The organism is Peribacillus sp. NPDC101481 (assembly GCF_044767165.1).
GTDB lineage: Bacteria > Bacillota > Bacilli > Bacillales > DSM-1321 > Peribacillus.
Genome location: NZ_JBIWNJ010000003.1, coordinates 364,068 through 383,707 on the forward strand (window position 1 = coordinate 364,068; position 19,640 = coordinate 383,707).

Consider the following 19,640-nt stretch of genomic DNA (forward strand, 5'->3'; position numbering starts at 1 on the left):
CGATTGGGGGTGAAATGGATGTCTTTTGCTTCAGAAACGAAAAAAGAGCTTACTACATTAGAGGGAAAGGATTGCTGCGGTAAAGCGGAATTGTGTGCGCTTATCCGGATGAACGGATCCCTTTCATTTTCTAATCGGAAGCTTGTTGTGGATATTCAAACTGAGAATGCTGCGATTGCCAGAAGGATTTATACGCTGCTGAAAAAAAGTTATGAGGTCCAGGTCGAGCTGTTGGTCCGTAAAAAGATGAAGCTTAAAAAGAATAATGTATATATTGTCAGGATGTCATCTGGAGGGCAGCGGGTTTTAACCGATTTGGAAATTTTAGGCGATGGCTTTGAAATTCTCCATGCTATATCCGATACTATTGTTGGGAAGAAATGCTGTAAGCGTTCTTACCTAAGAGGTGCATTTCTTGCGGGAGGTTCGGTGAATAATCCGGAAACGTCTTCCTATCACCTTGAAATTTTCTCACTTTATAAAGAGCACAATGATGCCCTTTGTGAGCTAATGAATAAGTTTGGCTTGAAGGCCAAAACTCTTGAACGCAAGAAAGGGTATATCATTTATTTGAAAGAAGCCGAAAAGATTGCCGAGTTTTTAAGTATAGTTGGCGCCCATTCAGCTTTATTAAGGTTCGAAGATGTAAGGATCGTCCGTGATATGCGTAATTCAGTGAATCGGCTTGTGAATTGTGAAACAGCCAATTTGAACAAAACGATTGGGGCCTCATTACGCCAGGTTGAAAATATCCATTATATCGAGGATACGGTGGGATTAGGCATTTTACCGGATAAGCTTCGGGAAATTGCGGAGCTTAGGATTGCGTTTCAGGATATAACCTTAAAGGAACTTGGGGAAATGGTTTCTGGGGGAACAATCAGTAAATCCGGGATTAATCACCGATTACGTAAGATTGATGAAATAGCTGACAGGCTCCGTGGGGGAGAGGCTATTGCTGCGAAAAAATAAAGCTAACAGGGGAGATCAAGATGGTGGAAAAACAAGTTGAGGTAAAATTGAAAACGGGTTTGCAGGCGCGGCCGGCAGCTCTTTTTGTACAAGAAGCTAACCGCTTTCATTCAGATGTTTTTCTTGAAAAAGAAGGAAAGAAAGTGAACGCAAAAAGTATAATGGGGTTAATGAGCCTTGCCATCAGTTCTGGCGTGACCGTGAAGTTAATCGTCGAAGGACGCGATGAAAAAGAAGCGTTAGACGCATTGGAAGAGTTTGTTCAGCAAGAGGGTTAAAAGAAAAGGATGCTTAAAAGAGCATCCTTTTTTTTCATTATGCAAAAAAGCTCCGGAAGTCGCTAAAGGCGTTCTCCGGAGCCGGTTGTTGCATGATTATTTAGAGTCTTTTTTATCATCAAGGATGCTGCGCGTGATGACTTTGTCGATCAAGCCATATTCAAGAGCTCTTTCGGAAGTCATGAAGTTATCACGTTCCGTATCTCTTTGAAGGACTTCAATAGGTTGACCAGTACGTTCTGCCAAGATTTGGTTCAGTTTATCTTTCAAGTGAAGGATACGGCGGGCAGCAATTTCAATCTCCGTAGCTTGACCTTGAGCTCCTCCAAGTGGCTGGTGAATCATGACCTCACTGTTTGGCAACGCATAACGTTTGCCTTTTTCGCCAGCGGCCAATAGGAAAGCACCCATGGAAGCGGCCATACCGATGCATACTGTGGATACATTAGGTTTGATATATTGCATAGTATCGTAAATGGCCATACCGGAAGTGATGCTTCCGCCAGGGCTGTTGATGTATAGAGTGATATCTTTTTCAGGATTTTCCGCTTCTAAAAATAGTAATTGAGCAACAATGGAGTTGGAAACATTATCGTCAATTGCACTTCCTAGCATAATGATCCGGTCTTTTAATAAACGGGAGTAAATATCGTAGGCACGCTCCCCACGACTTGTTTGTTCGATAACTGTAGGAATTAAATTCATGTTCATTTCCTCCTTCGATTAAGAGAATCATTTAAATTCTTTATGTATGTATGATACACTTTTTGGTCAATTTAGGTCAAACAAAACAAACCCTATAATGGATAATTTGTTCGACAATTTTCTGGCTAAGGCTCCTTTCCGATAGATTACTTTATATATTATGCCGCACAGGGATGAATTTCCACATTACCCATAATACCCAAATGGCGAAGTTTTAAACCTGATAACCCTTGCAAAGGAGGGGAATCTATCATATAATGAAGTCTGTTGAAAAAATATTTTCTATTACGCCCTCGTAGTGCAACGGATAGAACGCAAGCCTCCGAAGCTTGAAATGCAGGTTCGATTCCTGCCGAGGGCATTACCAATCTTCTGCTTAATAAAGTAGGGGATTTTTTAATGGCCATTTTTAAGAGGGGTCCTAAAATTTTTGGCGAATTCACTCGATTTCCGTAATATTCCATCGGATCCTGTAATGTAAGCCCTGTCTTGAAAATATACGCGCACACTATTGAAAAATGGTGATTTTTCAATAAAAGTAGTTGTTTAATTTGCATTTCTAACATATAGTATTTAAAACAAATAAACTATTCAGAAAAAAACGTAAGCGTTTTCATGGGTTTTTGTGTAGAATTTTCTCCTGATAATGTAAAATGGAGTGGGGGAGGGATGAATCGATGAGTATGAATATGAAAGCAGGACTTTTTCAACAGCAAACATTAAAGATGGCAATGACGCAGGAGCTTATGCAAGCTATTACATTGCTGCAATATTCCTCGCAGGAGCTATCGGCTTTTTTAGAAAATAAAATGGTGGAGAATCCATTACTGTCCATAGATCAGCCAACATCGGCTTTATTTCAGCCAACTTTTGACCGGAAAAAGGGAAAACGGACCCTTAAGAATACGTATGATGCCAACTATTGGATTGAACAGATCAGTGAAGATACTATATCGCTTGAACAGCATATCATGTCCCAGGTGAATCACCAGCAACTTACCGGTGAGCAGCATAAGGCGTTGCTGCTATTAATTCATAACCTTGATGAAAACGGTTACTTGAGGACTGAGCTGGATGACATATGTATCCCTGGTATATCTCGGATCGTTTTGGAAGAAAGCCTCTCAATTTTACAGGAACTCGAGCCGCATGGAATTGGAGCGAGAAATCTTCAAGAGTGCCTTTTGCTTCAGGTGCAAGCAGAAGGGGTGAACCTGCTTGCAGAATCGATCATAGAAAACCATTTCCTCGATTTTGCTGAAAAGCGCTGGAAAGACCTAAGTAAGAAAATCGGTGTTACAATGAAGGAGATTCAAGAAGTATTTGATTATGTCCAGACATTGAACCCGCGACCCGCATCACTCTTTTTTCAGGAAAAACCTTCTTATATAGTGCCGGATGTGGTCGTGGAAGTTCGGGATGGTATGCTGCTTGTCGGGAATTATGATGGTAACACACCTAATCTTAATGTGGATAAAGGGTATTTAAACCGTATGAAGAGCCATAAGGATCAGGGGGTTCAACGGTTTATCCAGGATAAGTGGCAGGAATACCAATGGATATCCAGAGGGATTCAACAGAGGAAAGAAACTATATTGAAGGTCATTCAGTGCATCGTCGATAAACAGCCGGCGTGCTTTCATCATGGCCTGAACTATTTGAAACCGATGACGATGAAGGAAATCGCCGACGAACTTGGTATACATGAGTCCACAGTAAGCCGGGCGGTCAAAGGGAAATACGTGCAGACACCATTTGGCACGATAGAGATGAGGATATTTTTCACTACTTCTTTACAGTCAGTCGGCCTTGATGAGGATATGTCGGGCATGCAGGCAAAAAAGAGCCTTCAGGCAGCCATTAATGGGGAAAATAAACAAAAGCCGCTCTCGGATCAGGACCTGGCAGAACGGTTGAAAGAAGAGCATGGAATTATCCTGGCACGCCGAACCGTTGCCAAGTACCGGGAACAATTAGGAATCCCTTCTTCATCTAAACGAAAAAGATATGATTGAAAAGGATGAGTGGTTTTGGAATCAAATGCTTTTGTTTTATATAGTAGGGATAAATGCCCGTTATGCGATAAAGCCAAGCAAGTGCTTGAAGAAGTGAAAGAGGAATCAGGCATAGGCTATAAAGAAATCGATATCCACACCGATGATGATTTGCTTGAGAAATTCGGGCTGATGATCCCTGTCGTTGAATGGAAAGATGATATCGTTCAATTCGGAAACGTTGATAAATCAGCTCTAAATAGGCTTTTGGAAAAATAATTTTTCAAATCATTTGAAGAAACATTCCGTTCCTGCTAGAATAAAATATGTAGCAGGAATATTTTTTTGTTTTAAGTGGGACAGAAAATGACTACGCGGGACATTATACGTCCAACTTAACTTTTTAGGAGTTTTAAATATGCGTACATTACTCGAGGTACAAAGAAAATTATTACCAGATTTCCTTTTGGTTATGCAAAAAAGATATGATATCCTGCGTTATATCAAAATGATGCAGCCGGTTGGAAGGCGCAGTCTGTCCGTGAGCCTTAATTTGACGGAGCGGACGCTCAGAGGCGAGGTTGATTTTCTGAAAAGTCAGAACCTAGTTAACATATTCAGCTCTGGCATGACGCTGACTGATGAAGGGATTGAAATCCTGGATAAGTTAGAAGGAATAATGCGTGAAGTAATGGGTATAGACATAATGGAACGGCAATTGCAGGATTTATTGCAAGTGGATGAGGTCATTATTGTCTCAGGAAATTGTGATGAGACTCCATGGGTGAAAAAAGAATTGGGTAAAGCTTGTGCAATCCGTATGAAACGAGAATGGAACTCAAAGAATATCATTGCGGTTACTGGCGGATCGACAATGGCCGAAGTGGCTGATTCGCTGTCACCTGATGAAGCGTCGAAGAAATTGACATTTGTCCCGGCCCGCGGGGGAATTGGTGAAGCAGTGCAGAATCAGGCCAATACGATTGTCGAAAAAATGGCCCAGAAGGCACAGGCCTCATACAGAGTATTGTATGTACCCGATCAATTAAGCGGTGAGGTTTATGCTTCATTTCAGAAGGAACCTGCAATTAAAGAAGTGATTTCCCAAATCAAATCTGCCGATATGATCATTCATGGAATCGGTGATGCCATGGCGATGGCAGAAAGAAGAAATTCTTCGCCAGAAATGTTAAAGAAGCTGTTAGATGGAAATGCTGTAGGAGAGGCATTCGGTTATTATTACGATGAAAACGGTAAAGTTGTTCATAAAGTTTTGACAGTCGGCATCCAGTTAGATGATCTTAGCCCTGAAAAGCGAGTGATAACTGTGGCAGGTGGTAAAACTAAAGCAAAGGCTATCCGTTCCTACATGAAAGGCGCACCTTCATCAACCGTTTTAATCACGGATGAAGCGGCGGCACAAGAGTTAATTCAGGGGAATTACACCCCTTAATATATTTGCGAACTTAAAAGGAGGAATTTTTCATGGCAGTAAAAGTTGGTATTAATGGTTTTGGACGTATTGGACGTAATGTATTTCGTGCAGCATTGAGTAATCCTGGGGTAGAGATTGTTGCTATTAACGACTTAACGGATGCTAATATGTTAGCGCACCTTCTTCAATACGATACAATTCATGGATCACTTAATGAAAAAGTAACAGTTGATGGGGATTACCTTGTTGTTGATGGTCATAAAGTCAAAGTATTGGCTGAACGTGACCCTGCACAATTAGCATGGGGTGAACTAGGAGTAGAAGTAGTAGTAGAATCTACAGGACGTTTCACGAAACGTGCAGATGCAGCTAAGCATTTAGAAGCTGGCGCGAAAAAAGTAATCATCTCTGCTCCTGCATCTGATGAAGATATCACAATCGTCATGGGTGTAAACGAAGATAAATATGATGCAGCTAACCACCATGTAATCTCTAATGCTTCTTGTACAACGAACTGCTTAGCTCCATTTGCTAAAGTGCTTCACGAACAATTCGGAATCAAACGCGGTATGATGACTACTGTTCACTCTTATACAAATGATCAGCAAATCCTTGATTTGCCACATAAAGATTACCGCCGTGCACGTGCAGCTGCCGAGAATATCATTCCTACAACAACTGGGGCAGCAAAAGCTGTTGCACTTGTCCTTCCTGAACTTAAAGGGAAATTGAATGGTATGGCAATGCGCGTACCTACTCCAAACGTGTCTGTTGTCGACCTTGTTGCAGAACTTGAAAAAGACACAACAGTTGAAGAAGTTAATGCAGCATTCAAAAAGGCTTCTGAAGGTGAATTAAAAGGAATCCTTGAGTACAGCGAACTTCCGCTAGTATCAACTGACTATAACGGTAACCCATCATCATCTACAATCGATGCCCTTTCCACAATGGTAATGGAAGGAAACATGGTTAAAGTATTATCTTGGTATGATAATGAAACAGGATATTCAAGCCGTGTTGTTGATTTGATCGACTATTTGGCTAAAAAAGGATTGTAATTAGAATAATAAAAAACCTCACCAAGGTGAGGTTTTTTTTATCACACCTCTAAAAAAACTTGGCAGAAGATGATATTATTAGTAAGTCATTAATCAGTCAAGCGTTTACATTTCTTGTTTTTGGATAATTTCCTGGAAACCGACTATAATGAAAAAGAGAAAAGGGGAGTTGGGAAATTTACCCTCTCCCTTTTTGGCTAAAAGAAACAAAAATATGATAACAATATCTAAGGAGGTTCTTGGATTATGAATAAAAAGTCGATTAAAGATATTGAATTAAAGGGGAAACGCGTATTTTGCCGTGTTGATTTCAACGTGCCGATGCAGGACGGAAAGATTTCGGATGATACGAGAATCAAGGCTGCACTGCCGACGATTTCCTATTTGACAGAACAAGGCGCAAAAGTCATCTTAGCCAGCCACCTTGGCCGTCCTAAAGGACAAGTCGTAGAAGAATTGCGTCTAGCACCTGTCGCGGAAAGACTAAGCGAACTTAGTGGCAAGGATGTGCAAAAGGCAGAAGAAGCATACGGTGAGACCGTTCAATCAATCATTGATAACATGCAAGATGGCGAGATCTTGTTGTTGGAAAACGTTCGTTTCTATCCAGGAGAAGAGAAGAACGATCAAGAATTGGCGAAGTCATTTGCTGCACTTGCTGATGTCTATGTTAACGATGCATTCGGAGCTGCGCATCGTGCACATGCTTCAACTGAAGGAATAGCGCACCATCTCCCAGCCGTTGCCGGATTGCTGATGGAAAAAGAGCTTTCAGTACTTGGAAAAGCCCTATCCAACCCAGAACGTCCTTTTACAGCTATAATTGGCGGAGCAAAAGTAAAGGATAAGATAGGCGTTATCGAAAACCTTTTGGAAAAAGTCGATCACTTGATCATTGGTGGTGGATTGGGTTATACATTCATTAAAGCGCAAGGTCATGAAATCGGTAATTCTTTATTGGAAGAAGACAAAATAGAATTGGCCAAATCTTTCATCGAAAGTGCAAAAGAAAAAGGCGTAAAACTTCATTTGCCTATCGATGCAGTCGTAACTGCTGAATTTTCACCTGATGCAGAGACGGATAATGTCGATATCGATGCTATTCCAAAGGATAAAATGGCTCTTGATATCGGACCAAAAACAAGCGAATTATTTGCGGATGTAATCAAAAGTTCCAAGCTTGTCATTTGGAATGGACCAATGGGTGTATTCGAGTTCGATAAATTTGCGAATGGAACGAAAACCGTTGCTAAAGCCTTGGCGGAAGCAAATGATACGTACAGCATTGTAGGCGGAGGGGATTCAGCCGCAGCCGCAGAAAAGTTTGGCTTGGCAGAAAAGATGTCCCATATTTCAACTGGCGGCGGTGCGTCTCTTGAGTTCATGGAAGGCAAAGAGTTGCCTGGCGTTGTGGCCTTGAACGATAAATAAGACTGACCGTTACATATTTCAACTTTAGAAGGGATGAGAAACCAAATGCGTAAACCGATTATTGCAGGAAACTGGAAAATGAATAAAACACTATCTGAAGCGACTGCCTTTTTAGAAGAAGTGAGCAATTTGATTCCGAAGCAAGATGTAATCGATACGGTTGTATGTGCTCCAGCTTTATTTTTGGATCAGCTGGTTCAAGCAGCAAAAGGAACTGATGTGAAGATCGGGGCGCAGAACATGCACTTTGAAGAAAGTGGTGCTTTCACAGGAGAAATCAGCCCGATCGCATTGGCTGATCTTGGTGTATCCTACGTCATACTTGGTCATTCCGAACGCCGTGAAATGTTCAAAGAAACGGATGAAGCCGTTAATAAAAAAGCTCATTCCGCTTTTGCCCACGGATTGACCCCGATCGTTTGCTGCGGTGAAACATTAGAGCAAAGGGAAGCTGGCGAAACGAATGATTTCGTAGGCAGCCAGATAGAAAAAGGCCTTGCAGGATTATCTGACGATCAATTGAAACAAGCCGTTATTGCTTATGAGCCGATTTGGGCAATTGGAACAGGAAAATCGTCATCTGCTCAAGATGCTAATGAAGTTTGTTCGCATATCCGCTCGGTTGTTGCCGACAAATTTTCAAATGAAGCAGCTGCAGCCATCCGCATTCAATACGGTGGCAGTGTAAAACCTGAGAATATTAAAGAGTACATGGCACAACCTGATATAGACGGAGCGTTGGTTGGCGGTGCAAGCTTGAAATCCGATTCATTTTTACAATTGCTGGAGGCTGGTCACTATGAGTAAGTCGCCTGTGGCACTTATCATCTTAGACGGTTTTGGCTGCCGTAACGAGGAAAAGGGAAATGCTGTTTTTCATGCGAAAAAACCGAACTTTGACCGTTTTTGGGAACAGTATCCGCATTCCCATTTAACTGCAAGCGGGGAAGCGGTCGGCTTGCCTGCCGGTCAAATGGGGAACTCGGAAGTGGGGCATTTGAATATCGGGGCAGGACGGATCGTTTATCAAAGTCTAACCCGTGTGAACCTGGCTATCCGTGAAGGTGAGTTTGCCAAAAACCCAACTTTGATCGATGCCATGAGCCATGCCAAGAAAAAAGGCACGGACCTTCATCTTTTCGGTCTACTTTCAGATGGCGGCGTGCACAGTCATATCGATCATATGTATGCCCTGCTGAAATTGGCCGCTAAAGAAGGAGTTAAAAATGTATATGTACATGCATTTTTAGATGGTCGTGATGTCGGGCCGAAAACGGCGCAAGGTTATATTAAGGAAGCGGAAGCGAAAATGAAGGAAATCGGTGTTGGACAGTTTGCGACCATATCCGGAAGATATTATTCGATGGACCGTGATAAGCGCTGGGAACGTGTGGAGAAATCCTACCGTTCGATGGTGTATGGTGATGGCCCTGCTTACTCTTCCGCGATGGAATGTGTCGAGGATTCCTACGAACATGGTATTTTTGACGAGTTCGTGATACCTTCAGTCATAACGGCGGAAGACGGTAAACCGGTGGCAACGATTAAAGATGATGATGCCGTAATCTTTTATAACTTCCGTCCAGACCGTGCGATCCAGATTTCCAATACGTTCACCAATGAGGATTTTCGCTCATTTGAACGCGGTCCTGGACATCCGAAGCATCTCCATTTTGTCTGCTTGACACATTTTTCAGAAACAGTTGACGGATATGTTGCATTTAATCCGACAAATCTTGATAATACATTAGGGGAAGTACTTTCCCAAAACCAGCTTACCCAACTTCGTATCGCTGAAACTGAAAAATATCCGCATGTGACATTTTTCATGAGCGGCGGACGTGAAGAGAAGTTTCCTGGTGAAGAGAGGATTTTAATTAATTCTCCGAAAGTCGCTACATATGATTTAAAACCTGAAATGAGTGCTTATGAAGTTACGGATGCATTGGTGGAACAAATTGAGGCTGATCGCTTTGATGCCATTCTCTTGAATTTTGCCAATCCGGACATGGTTGGTCATTCAGGGATGCTTGAGCCTACCATTAAAGCGATTGAAACAGTGGATGAATGCCTAGGCAGGATTGTCGATTTAATCGTCTCAAAAGGCGGTACGGCAATCATTACCGCTGACCATGGGAATGCCGATGAAGTCGTAACGCTTGAAGGCAACCCGATGACAGCCCATACTACGAATCCCGTGCCTGTCATTATCACTAAAAATCAGGTAACATTAAGAACAGGTGGTATCCTAGGTGATTTAGCTCCAACGATGCTTGATTTGCTTGGAGTCGAAAAACCTGTTGAAATGACAGGGAAATCCCTATTATCTAAATAAAATTGTGAATAGGAAAAGGAGAGATTTATAATGCCGTACATCGAACATGTATATGCACGCGAAGTGCTAGATTCCCGTGGTAATCCAACAATAGAAGTAGAAATCCAAACAGAGTCCGGATACTTCGGACGTGCAATCGTACCATCAGGTGCTTCAACAGGAGAACACGAAGCGGTTGAGCTTCGTGACGGAGATAAATCTCGCTACCTGGGTAAAGGGGTACAAAAAGCAGTCGATAATGTAAATGATATCATTGCTGAAGCTGTCATCGGTTTGGATGTTACGAACCAAGCAGGACTTGACCTCACTATGATTGAATTGGATGGCACTGAAAACAAAGGAAACCTGGGAGCTAATGCAATCCTTGGCGTATCAATGGCTGCTGCCCATGCCGCTGCGGAATTTTCAGGTTTACCATTGTATCGTTACCTTGGAGGGTTCAATGCGAAACAACTTCCTACTCCAATGATGAACATCATTAACGGCGGATCACATGCCGATAACAATGTTGACTTCCAGGAATTCATGATTCTTCCTGTAGGTGCTCCTAGCTTCAAAGAAGCAGTTCGTATGGGTGCAGAAGTATTCCATGCCTTGAAATCTGTCCTTTCTGCCAAAGGCCTGAATACGGCAGTCGGCGATGAAGGCGGCTTCGCGCCAAACCTTGGTTCAAACCGTGAAGCGCTTCAAGTCATCATCGAGGCAATTGAAAAAGCTGGCTACAAAGCAGGCGAAGATATCTACCTTGGCATGGACGTAGCTTCATCTGAATTCTATAACAAAGAAACAGGCAAATATGATCTTGCTGGCGAAGGCCGCAATGGTGTTACATCAGAAGAAATGGTAGCTTTCTATGAAGAGCTAGTGAATGAATTCCCTATTATCTCCATCGAGGACGGCCTGGATGAAAATGACTGGGATGGCCACAAACTTTTAACGGAACGCATCGGTTCTAAAGTTCAGCTTGTTGGTGACGATCTTTTCGTAACGAACACGAAAAAATTGGCTGAAGGCATCGAAAAAGGCATCGGCAACTCCATCCTGATCAAAGTGAACCAAATTGGTACACTGACTGAAACGTTTGATGCAATCGAAATGGCAAAACGCGCAGGCTACACTGCAGTCGTTTCCCACCGTTCCGGTGAAACGGAAGATGCAACGATCGCTGATATCGCCGTTGCAACAAACGCAGGACAAATCAAAACTGGTTCCATGTCCCGTACAGACCGTATTGCTAAATACAACCAACTTCTTCGCATCGAAGATCAACTTGGTGACTTGGCTGTATATGGCGGCTTGAAATCTTTCTATAACCTGAAGAAGTAATTATCAAGCATAAAATACGTCCGAACTTTGTCATACAAGGCACTTTTGGACACTTTGAGTTATGTAGTACATCAACTCGAACTTAGCAATACAAATGTTTAGTATCAACCCCTGATTTATAAGTGAGTGAAATCGCTTATGAATTGGGGGTTTTTGCGTGTTAATACATGACTTGTTGAAAGAATTTACATTTGACTTGCAAATTAAAAATTATTCCAAGCGAACTATCGAGACCTACAATTACAAAATGGTATGGCCCATTGGATATTGATATTGCTAAAGATATTGACGATAAGGTCAACTTGTTAAAAGAGGAATTGGGAATTGGATATTGGATAGCCAAAAAAGGCAATCATCCAAACTCCAAGGAGTTTATAAAAAAACACAAGGAAATCCACGCATATTATGGATTCGCTTTAAATATGATGCTTACTGTGCTTATTTAACGAAAACTGAAAGTAAAGTTCGTGAAAGCCTAGAGCTGCCTAAAACTCAAGATGATGCAAAACTTGTGTTCGATATTGTGGCTAGAAAATATAATTTGCAATTAGCAGAAAGGCGACAAATCAACGGGTTCGGTAAAGTGGACAGAGCAATACATCAAGCAAAGATAGATGGAAAGTATGTCCCACAAGCCACCCTTGTTTATGATTACATGGTAGATGGTCATGAGCTGGATGTTAAAAACACAGACGAAAAATCTTATATGCCAAACTTTTAGACCGTTCCAATAGGAATGGTCTTTTTTAGATTGACAGCATAATTTTGGTACTTCATACTTCTATAGTAATAGACGTGACGGAATATTTAGTTAATTATGAGGACGAAAGCCATGAAACCAGAAATCTTATCAACAGCCATCGAAACGCTAACAGGATTGTTTTTCCGTAACAATAATGAAGGAACTGACTTTCTTGCCAAACGCACATTGGACCATTATATAAACGACCTTGATTTGCTTTAGGTGGGTTGGGATATACCGATGCTGAAATTATTGCCAGTGACATAGTATTTGAGGAGTGGAAAAAATCTCAAAAGCACTGCCAATGATTTTAAAAGGAGGAATACCGATGTGGGGACGATACCTTTGGAAACTCCGATTGTTATTGACCATTCCATATTTGTTATTTGCGATATTAATGTTTTCGTCCATTGGCAACGATAAGGATTATGGTTATTATTGGATGGCGTTTGTGGTCTATGCGATTGTTTCCAATACCATCCTTCATAAAATGGAAAAGAAAGAAAAGATGGAAAAGGAATGAATTTAAGGAGGTAAGCACTTTACCTCCTTTGCCAATTTCATAAATGGAGGTGGATATTATGGGGCTCAAGAACATTTACAAAAAATCATTGTCTATGGCTCTGTACGGGCTGGACATGACATTCATCATACTATGCCTAATCGAAACAACAAAAAATACCAAGTGTTTGTTTTCATCCATACCGATGAATTAATAAAAGGTTTACTGGAGTTAACCAAACGGGAGGTGAGACAATGACTGAACGTTTCTCTATCGCTATTATAATCTCTTGTGTAGCTGTAGTAATGGGCATACTGATTGATTTAGGAATGCTGTATATTGCATTCATACTTCTTGTAATTTGTGTATTGGCTGTTCTTCCCGTCAAGTGGTTTCGTGATTGGTTATGGAGTGACTAAAATATGCTGGTTGTACATCAATTGAATATAAAAATTCAAAAATTGGGAGGTATGTCACCAATGAAAAAATACATAAATAAAGTTGGAGCATTGGGCTTAATCGTTTTGATTATGGCAATGCCATTTTTCTACACAACCATTTTTTTGGGTAGTTTTATCTTGGACCCAACACCGCATACGAATCCTCAGCCTGGCCATGAAGACCACAATGCAACAAAAATTTGGGAGGGTATGTCAAAAGAGGAATATCAGAAAATTAAATACGTAGAAGAACATAAATATAAATATGAAAATGAAGAACCTGCATTCAACCCAGATGAATCATCAAGTTTCAACCTATTTGAAGTTGAAAATAAAAACGATGAATATTGAAGGACCCCGCCAATTATGCGGAGTCCTTTTTTCGTTGCTTAAATATGCAATGCTCCAAAATTAGGTTTCGTTCTTTCAGTCGTTGAAATCCATTCACCCAATTATTTTGGGATTCTGCTTCTGATGAGAAGATGGATTCTGCACAGTAATTTCTTTTCACCTCCCATACAATGTGAGAATACACATTGTATGGGAGGTTTTTTTGCTTATAAAGTTAGCCGTCCAGTCACTGATTCCGGCTTGGTTCAGGGCTGATAAAAGGATTTAATCAAACGTTTGATTAATATAAAAAAGGTGCCGCATCCGGGCACCTTTTTTTATTTACTCGATACAGCTTCCACTGGTACGGCATTATAGTATTCTTCTAATGTAATCTTCGCTTCAAAGATTTCAGTTGCGGTAGCGACACCAACATAACGGATGTGCCATGGTTCGTATTTATAACCTGTGATGTTTTCCTTGCCTTCAGGGTAGCGAATGATAAATCCGTATTCATGTGCATGTTCAGCAAGCCAGGCAGCTTCATTCGTATCACCGAAGCAGTCTTGGGCAGCGCATGCCCCATCGTGGGTCGTGACATCAATCGCCAGGCCCGTTTCATGCTCGCTTGTCCCAGGCATTGCACTGTAGGTTTTCGCCTTTTCTTCCCCGTCCTTAGCCACATAGTTATTAAAGACCTCGATCTGTCTTTGGTGAGAGCGATAAGCGGAAACGCCGGCAAAGTGCATGTTTTCTTTTTCGGCAGCCTGGAACATTACTTCAAGTGCCTTTCCCGCTTCCTCTCGCATCATTCTTTTTTCAATTTTATCTTGAAAGATGAAATCCACTTTTGGGTAGATGAGGTCAGCAGGTTTGTAATCTTCAGGCAGGCTGTATTGTTTATTGACAAGTACAGGAATGCCTTCCGGATGGGCTAATGTCTGAAGGCCAGCCTGTCCGGGTTTAGCCGTTTCATCAACTTCCACCTGGCGTTGGGCCGATTCTTTTGAATCATTATTCTTGTCGGTTTCTGTCTCCGTCTCCGTATCCTGGGAGCTCGGTTGTTCTTCTTTTTGCTCTTTTTCATGCTCGCTTGTCAGGTCGGATGAACAGCCAGCCATTAGAATGAAAGATGATAGAGCAGTTGCTGCAAATATAGGTTTTAACATATGAAAGGCCCCTTGCTTTTAATATAAGTTTCCAATAAAGTAGTTTTGAAAAAAATTATCGGGATAAGTAATCCCTTGTTAATTCACTTTGATATTTATCAAGAAATAAGCCAATCCAGACGACCATCAATAAAAATGGATAATCGTTACGGACTGCGGTTTCCACAACGGGATCAGACCAAAAGCTCGAAAGGAAACCCGATGACATCCTGATTGTCTCGAATGTGACAAGGGCGTGAAGCGATAACCAAAGAATCGTAAGGGTATTGGTCCCAAACCCAATGACCGCCGCTATGACGCTCAGCAAGGCGGCTGCTGCCCCGATCAGGAGGACATTGAAGCTTGATTGGAAAAAGTCAGTACCGCTATTGGAAAGTCCATTATAAATAATAGCAGTAAAATAAACGGTTGTCGTGATATATGCAGCAAATAATAAGTATCGATTTCCGTGATACTTTGCCAGCAGCAATAAAAGCGGTGATAGGATGATTAATAGTACACTGATAAAATTGCTTCCGCCTGTCCATAAAGAATAGCCGGCAACCGCCGAGAATAGGATGGTCAGGAGATCAAGAATCCGGAGTATGGACTTAAACATGTTGACACCTCTTTCTCTATTTATGCAAATTATCTCAAACTTTGATTCAAAAAGAAAATAAATGACTATGGATTTTTAGGAATTCTTACCATCATAGTATAACAAAGATTGTGGATACTTATTGGGTGTGGTAAAGTTAAAGTAATTGTTTATTGGTTCTTCAGGAGGTGTAATTGCATGCATGCATTTCTCATAACGCTTTTAGTGATTGTCAGTATCGCCCTCATTGTGACGGTATTGCTTCAATCAGGTAAGAGTGCAGGTTTATCAGGTGCGATTGCCGGCGGTGCTGAGCAGTTATTCGGAAAGCAAAAGGCACGCGGTTTGGACCTGGTTTTACATCGTGCGACAATAGTATTGGCGATTTTATTCTTTGCTTTAACTTTACTAGTTGCATACTTTGATGTGTAATGGATCAAAAATGAGTCTAGCTAAATAGCTAGACTTTTTTCTTTGCATAATAGTTACATGAATAGATATAGTGATTTTAGTACTTAATTATAGGATAGGGATGCTTTTAAAATTCTATTTACTGATAAAGGAGCTTAAGATCATGAAAATAAAGCTGCAGCAGCCCTTTACTTTTGAAGGCGGAAAAAGAGCTGTCTTACTTTTACATGGATTTACGGGGAATTCAGCGGATGTACGGATGCTAGGGCGATACTTGGAGAAACAGGGATACACCTGCCATGCCCCGCACTATAAAGGGCATGGCGTACCCCCAGAGGAGCTGGTGAAAACGGGTCCGGAAGATTGGTGGAAAGATGTAATGATGGCCTACGATTTCCTGAAAAGCAAAGGCCATGAAGAAATTGCTGTTGCCGGACTATCATTAGGAGGCGTATTTTCTCTTAAATTAGGTTACACTGTACCTATAAAGGGTATCGTATCAATGTGTGCGCCTATGTATATCAAAAGTGAAGAAATGATGTTTAAAGGAGTATTGGAGTACGCCAGAGAATTTAAGAAGTATGAAGGAAAAACTCAAGAGCAAATAGAGCTTGAAATGGACCTCCTTGCCGATAAACCGATGAATACATTGAAAGCCCTTCAGGAATTGATAACGGATGTACGAGAGCACGTCGACCTTATATACGCGCCGACATTTGTGGTGCAGGGCAGGCATGATGATGTTATCAATCCAAAAAGTGCCGATATTATTATTGATGCCATTGAATCACCGGTCAAAAAAATCAAGTGGTATGAAGAATCCGGTCATGTCATAACTCTTGATAAAGAAAAGGACCAGCTGCATGAAGATGTATTGGAATTTTTAGAAAGTCTGGATTGGGCCGAATAACAAAAATATACCCTGAATAGGAGGGTTTTCATGGAAGATAACATTCAAGAACATATTAATAAGCTTCTGACATACATGACGGATGAAGCGTATAAGCCCTTAACGGTACAAGAACTGGAAGAGGCTTTGAAAATCGAAGACTCGGCAGATTTCAAGAATTTCGTTAAGGCTCTAGTAAAGATGGAAGAAAAGGGATTGGTGGTCAGAACGAGGAGCAATCGTTACGGGCTGCCGCAAAAGATGAATTTGTTCCGTGGTAAATTAACAGGACACGCTAAGGGATTCGCCTTTGTCACACCTGAAGATAACCCTGGAATGGATGATATTTTCATTCCGCCGAATGAAACGGGCACAGCGATGCATGGAGATGTCGTCATGGTACGAGTATCTTCGGAAACATCGGGCTCAAGGCAAGAAGGCACGGTCATCAGAATTCTTGAACGCGGTATTACACAAGTGGTCGGTACATACTCCGAAAGTAAAAGTTTTGGTTTCGTCATCCCTGATGATAAAAAGATCGCAAACGATATTTTCATTCCGCAGCATGCTTCACATGGAGCGGTAGAGGGCCATAAGGTTGTCGTCAAGCTTACTTCTTATCCTGAAGGACGCATAAGTGCCGAAGGTGAAGTCATTGAGATTCTTGGACATAAAAATGATCCTGGTGTAGATATTCTTTCCGTGATCCATAAATATGGTTTGCCAATGGAGTTCCCGGATGACGTCATGGAACAAGCCAATGCCGTTTCAGATACCATTGAAGAAAGTGAAATTGGAAGCCGCAGGGATTTGCGCAATGATGTTTTGGTCACGATTGATGGAGCCGATGCAAAGGACCTGGATGATGCCGTCACTGTTTCCAAACTTGAAAATGGCAATTATAAGCTGGGTGTTCATATTGCTGATGTCAGCCATTATGTGAAGGAAGGATCACCAATCGATAAGGAAGCCTTGGAAAGAGGGACGAGCGTTTATTTGGTGGACAGGGTCATCCCGATGATCCCGCATCGTTTATCGAATGGCATTTGTTCCTTGAACCCACAAGTCGATCGCTTTACACTCTCTTGTGAAATGGAAATTAAACCAGATGGCAAAGTAGTCAACCATGAGATTTTTGAAAGTGTCATTAAGACGACGGAACGTATGACATATGGAAATGTGAACAAAATCCTTGTCGATAAAGATGAAGAACAGCTCGAACGCTATGAAGCGTTGGTGCCGATGTTCCAGGACATGGAGAAGTTAGCTGCCATCCTGCGCAAGAACCGGATGAACCGCGGTGCGATTGACTTTGATTTCAATGAAGCTAAAGTCATCGTTGATGAAGAAGGCCATCCGACTGATGTGGTTTTACGTGAAAGGTCGGTTGCCGAAAAGCTTATTGAAGAGTTCATGCTTGCGGCTAATGAAACCGTTGCAGAGCATTTCCACCGTCTTGACGTACCGTTCATTTACCGTATTCATGAAGATCCCAAGCCGGAAAAACTGCAGCGGTTCTTTGAATTCATAACGAACTTCGGATATATTGTCCGGGGATCGGCCAATGACGTTCACCCTAAGGCGTTACAGGAAATCATTGAGGCGGTAGCCGGTAAACCGGAAGAAACGGTCATATCCACCGTCATGCTCCGTTCCATGCAACAGGCGAAATATGATCCGGAGAGCTTAGGTCACTTTGGTTTATCTGCTGAGTTTTATACACATTTCACATCGCCGATTCGCCGTTACCCGGATTTGATCGTGCACAGGTTGATCAGGACCTACTTGGTGGAAGGTAAACTGGATGAAGCTACGAAGGAGAAATGGAATGCCAATTTACCTGAGATTGCCGATCATACATCGAAACGTGAACGTCGCTCAGTCGATGCTGAACGGGAAACGGATGATCTGAAGAAAGCGGAATATATGCTGGATAAAATCGGCGAAGAATATACCGGAATCATTGGTTCTGTCACGAATTTCGGGATGTTCGTCGAGCTGCCGAACACCATTGAAGGACTTGTCCATGTCAGCTTCATGACGGATGATTATTATCGCTTCGATGAGCGTCAGCTAGCAATGATCGGGGAACGTACCGGTAATGTGTTCCGGATTGGCGATGAGATCGACGTACGTGTTTCCAACGTCAATAAAGAGGAACGCGCCATCGATTTTGAAATTATCGGCATGAAGGTAAGCCGTCCGCGTCCGTCCGGCGAGAAGAAAATATTCAAAGCCAATTCAGGTGAACGCAAACGCGGCCGAGGCGGCAATGGAGGACGTAATGAAGGAAAAGGCAGCGGCCGTAATGGAGATTCGCCTTCTAATGGGAGAAAATCGAAAAAGAAGAAAAAATTCTTTGAAAATGCGCCAGCTGCCAAGCGCAAGAGAAAACCAAAAAAGAGATAAAGATTGAGGCGGGGGATGATCATTTCATCCTCTTGCCGCGATTGGATGTAAAAAGGGGAGAGTTAGATGCCAAAAGGTTCAGGTAAACAACTAGCACAAAATAAAAAGGCTTATCATGATTTTTTTATTGAACAAACGTTTGAAGCCGGAATCGTTTTGAAGGGAACCGAAATCAAGGCCATCCGTGCGGCCCGAGTGAATTTAAAGGATGCCTTCGCTAAAATAGAAAATGGAGAAATCTATCTTTATAATATGCATGTAAGCCCTTATGAGCAGGGAAACCAGTTTAACCATGACCCGTTGCGGACACGGAAGCTTCTTTTGCATAAGAAGGAAATCAGTAAACTGATCGGTGTAACAAAGGAAACAGGCTACACGATCGTACCGTTGAAAATGTATTTGAAAAATGGCTTTGCCAAGGTTTTAATCGGTCTGGGTAAAGGGAAGAAGCAATATGACAAGCGTGAAGACCTGAAGAAGAAGGAAGCGAAGCGTGATATTGAACGTGCATTCCGTGATCGACAGAAGATGTAGAACTGCCAAGACCTTACAATTGATTTTTTGAGCCAATCTGTTATAATTAATCCTGTACCGATGACAATTGAATATCAGCCAACTTGCTGACTATTCTTCTCTC

General features: G+C 41.8%; 22 protein-coding genes and 1 tRNA gene. 20 read left to right on the top strand and 3 right to left on the bottom strand.

The window, feature by feature from the left end; translation table 11 throughout:
* Nucleotides 1-18: 18 nt before the first annotated feature.
* Complete coding sequence (gene whiA, locus ACIROD_RS20455; protein WP_101223718.1) at nt 19-972, top strand: DNA-binding protein WhiA; 954 nt, start codon at nt 19-21, stop codon at nt 970-972.
* A gap of 20 nt (nt 973-992) precedes the next feature.
* On the top strand, nt 993-1,250 hold the full coding sequence (locus ACIROD_RS20460) for an HPr family phosphocarrier protein (protein ID WP_402943547.1): 258 nt from the start codon (nt 993-995) through the stop codon (nt 1,248-1,250).
* 96 nt (nt 1,251-1,346) lie between these two features.
* Here ACIROD_RS20460 and clpP read toward each other — a convergent pair whose 3' ends face one another.
* Nucleotides 1,347-1,955, bottom strand: coding sequence for an ATP-dependent Clp endopeptidase proteolytic subunit ClpP (gene clpP / locus ACIROD_RS20465; protein WP_063233960.1), 609 nt, complete (start codon nt 1,953-1,955; stop codon nt 1,347-1,349).
* Nucleotides 1,956-2,244: 289 nt separating this feature from the next.
* On the opposite strand from clpP, the gene ACIROD_RS20470 reads away from it, so the two are divergent.
* The 14 genes from ACIROD_RS20470 to ACIROD_RS20535 all read left to right on the top strand — a co-directional run bounded on the left by ACIROD_RS20470 (nt 2,245) and on the right by ACIROD_RS20535 (nt 13,569).
* Nucleotides 2,245-2,316, top strand: a tRNA-Arg gene (locus ACIROD_RS20470).
* 316 nt (nt 2,317-2,632) lie between these two features.
* Nucleotides 2,633-3,970 (top strand): RNA polymerase factor sigma-54, encoded by a 1,338-nt coding sequence (gene rpoN, locus ACIROD_RS20475; protein ID WP_402943550.1) that lies wholly within the window; start codon nt 2,633-2,635, stop codon nt 3,968-3,970.
* A 15-nt stretch (nt 3,971-3,985) separates the two neighbouring features.
* Nucleotides 3,986-4,228, top strand: coding sequence for a glutaredoxin family protein (locus ACIROD_RS20480; protein WP_101223716.1), 243 nt, complete (start codon nt 3,986-3,988; stop codon nt 4,226-4,228).
* 139 nt (nt 4,229-4,367) lie between these two features.
* Nucleotides 4,368-5,402: a sugar-binding transcriptional regulator gene (locus ACIROD_RS20485; RefSeq protein WP_101223715.1), complete on the top strand. Its 1,035-nt coding sequence runs from the start codon at nt 4,368-4,370 to the stop codon at nt 5,400-5,402.
* Nucleotides 5,403-5,434: 32 nt separating this feature from the next.
* Entirely contained in the window at nt 5,435-6,442 is a 1,008-nt protein-coding gene (gene gap / locus ACIROD_RS20490) for a type I glyceraldehyde-3-phosphate dehydrogenase (RefSeq protein ID WP_076368241.1), read from the top strand.
* A gap of 246 nt (nt 6,443-6,688) precedes the next feature.
* Nucleotides 6,689-7,873, top strand: coding sequence for a phosphoglycerate kinase (locus tag ACIROD_RS20495; protein WP_402943553.1), 1,185 nt, complete (start codon nt 6,689-6,691; stop codon nt 7,871-7,873).
* Between the two features lie 45 nt (nt 7,874-7,918).
* Nucleotides 7,919-8,680 (top strand): triose-phosphate isomerase, encoded by a 762-nt coding sequence (gene tpiA / locus ACIROD_RS20500; RefSeq protein WP_402943556.1) that lies wholly within the window; start codon nt 7,919-7,921, stop codon nt 8,678-8,680.
* Nucleotides 8,673-10,208 (top strand): 2,3-bisphosphoglycerate-independent phosphoglycerate mutase, encoded by a 1,536-nt coding sequence (gpmI, locus tag ACIROD_RS20505; protein ID WP_260358744.1) that lies wholly within the window; start codon nt 8,673-8,675, stop codon nt 10,206-10,208. The genes tpiA and gpmI overlap by 8 nt, the downstream gene beginning before the upstream one ends.
* Nucleotides 10,209-10,238: 30 nt before the next feature.
* Nucleotides 10,239-11,534, top strand: a complete 1,296-nt coding sequence (gene eno / locus ACIROD_RS20510; RefSeq protein WP_034309992.1) for a phosphopyruvate hydratase — start codon at nt 10,239-10,241, stop codon at nt 11,532-11,534.
* Between the two features lie 331 nt (nt 11,535-11,865).
* Complete coding sequence (locus ACIROD_RS20515; RefSeq protein ID WP_402943560.1) at nt 11,866-12,255, top strand: hypothetical protein; 390 nt, start codon at nt 11,866-11,868, stop codon at nt 12,253-12,255.
* A 111-nt stretch (nt 12,256-12,366) separates the two neighbouring features.
* Nucleotides 12,367-12,498, top strand: coding sequence for a hypothetical protein (locus ACIROD_RS20520; protein WP_402943562.1), 132 nt, complete (start codon nt 12,367-12,369; stop codon nt 12,496-12,498).
* Nucleotides 12,499-12,604: 106 nt separating this feature from the next.
* Entirely contained in the window at nt 12,605-12,799 is a 195-nt protein-coding gene (locus ACIROD_RS20525; protein WP_402943565.1) for a hypothetical protein, read from the top strand.
* Between the two features lie 233 nt (nt 12,800-13,032).
* On the top strand, nt 13,033-13,197 hold the full coding sequence (locus ACIROD_RS20530; protein ID WP_157831060.1) for a hypothetical protein: 165 nt from the start codon (nt 13,033-13,035) through the stop codon (nt 13,195-13,197).
* 3 nt (nt 13,198-13,200) lie between these two features.
* Complete coding sequence (locus ACIROD_RS20535; protein WP_402943568.1) at nt 13,201-13,569, top strand: hypothetical protein; 369 nt, start codon at nt 13,201-13,203, stop codon at nt 13,567-13,569.
* A gap of 317 nt (nt 13,570-13,886) precedes the next feature.
* Here ACIROD_RS20535 and ACIROD_RS20540 read toward each other — a convergent pair whose 3' ends face one another.
* Both ACIROD_RS20540 and ACIROD_RS20545 read right to left on the bottom strand, forming a co-directional pair.
* Nucleotides 13,887-14,717: a M15 family metallopeptidase gene (locus ACIROD_RS20540; protein WP_402943571.1), complete on the bottom strand. Its 831-nt coding sequence runs from the start codon at nt 14,715-14,717 to the stop codon at nt 13,887-13,889.
* A gap of 55 nt (nt 14,718-14,772) precedes the next feature.
* A complete protein-coding gene (locus ACIROD_RS20545; protein WP_101223706.1) occupies nt 14,773-15,315 on the bottom strand; it encodes a hypothetical protein in 543 nt (180 codons plus the stop codon).
* Nucleotides 15,316-15,492: 177 nt separating this feature from the next.
* Here ACIROD_RS20545 and secG point away from each other — a divergent pair, with 177 nt between their 5' ends.
* From secG to smpB, 4 genes are all read left to right on the top strand, one after another.
* On the top strand, nt 15,493-15,726 hold the full coding sequence (secG, locus tag ACIROD_RS20550) for a preprotein translocase subunit SecG (RefSeq protein ID WP_034309999.1): 234 nt from the start codon (nt 15,493-15,495) through the stop codon (nt 15,724-15,726).
* A 142-nt stretch (nt 15,727-15,868) separates the two neighbouring features.
* Nucleotides 15,869-16,615, top strand: coding sequence for an alpha/beta hydrolase (locus ACIROD_RS20555; RefSeq protein ID WP_101223705.1), 747 nt, complete (start codon nt 15,869-15,871; stop codon nt 16,613-16,615).
* Nucleotides 16,616-16,645: 30 nt separating this feature from the next.
* A complete protein-coding gene (rnr, locus tag ACIROD_RS20560; protein WP_402943574.1) occupies nt 16,646-19,003 on the top strand; it encodes a ribonuclease R in 2,358 nt (785 codons plus the stop codon).
* A 66-nt stretch (nt 19,004-19,069) separates the two neighbouring features.
* Entirely contained in the window at nt 19,070-19,537 is a 468-nt protein-coding gene (gene smpB / locus ACIROD_RS20565; protein WP_101223703.1) for an SsrA-binding protein SmpB, read from the top strand.
* The last annotated feature ends 103 nt before the right edge of the window (nt 19,538-19,640 follow it).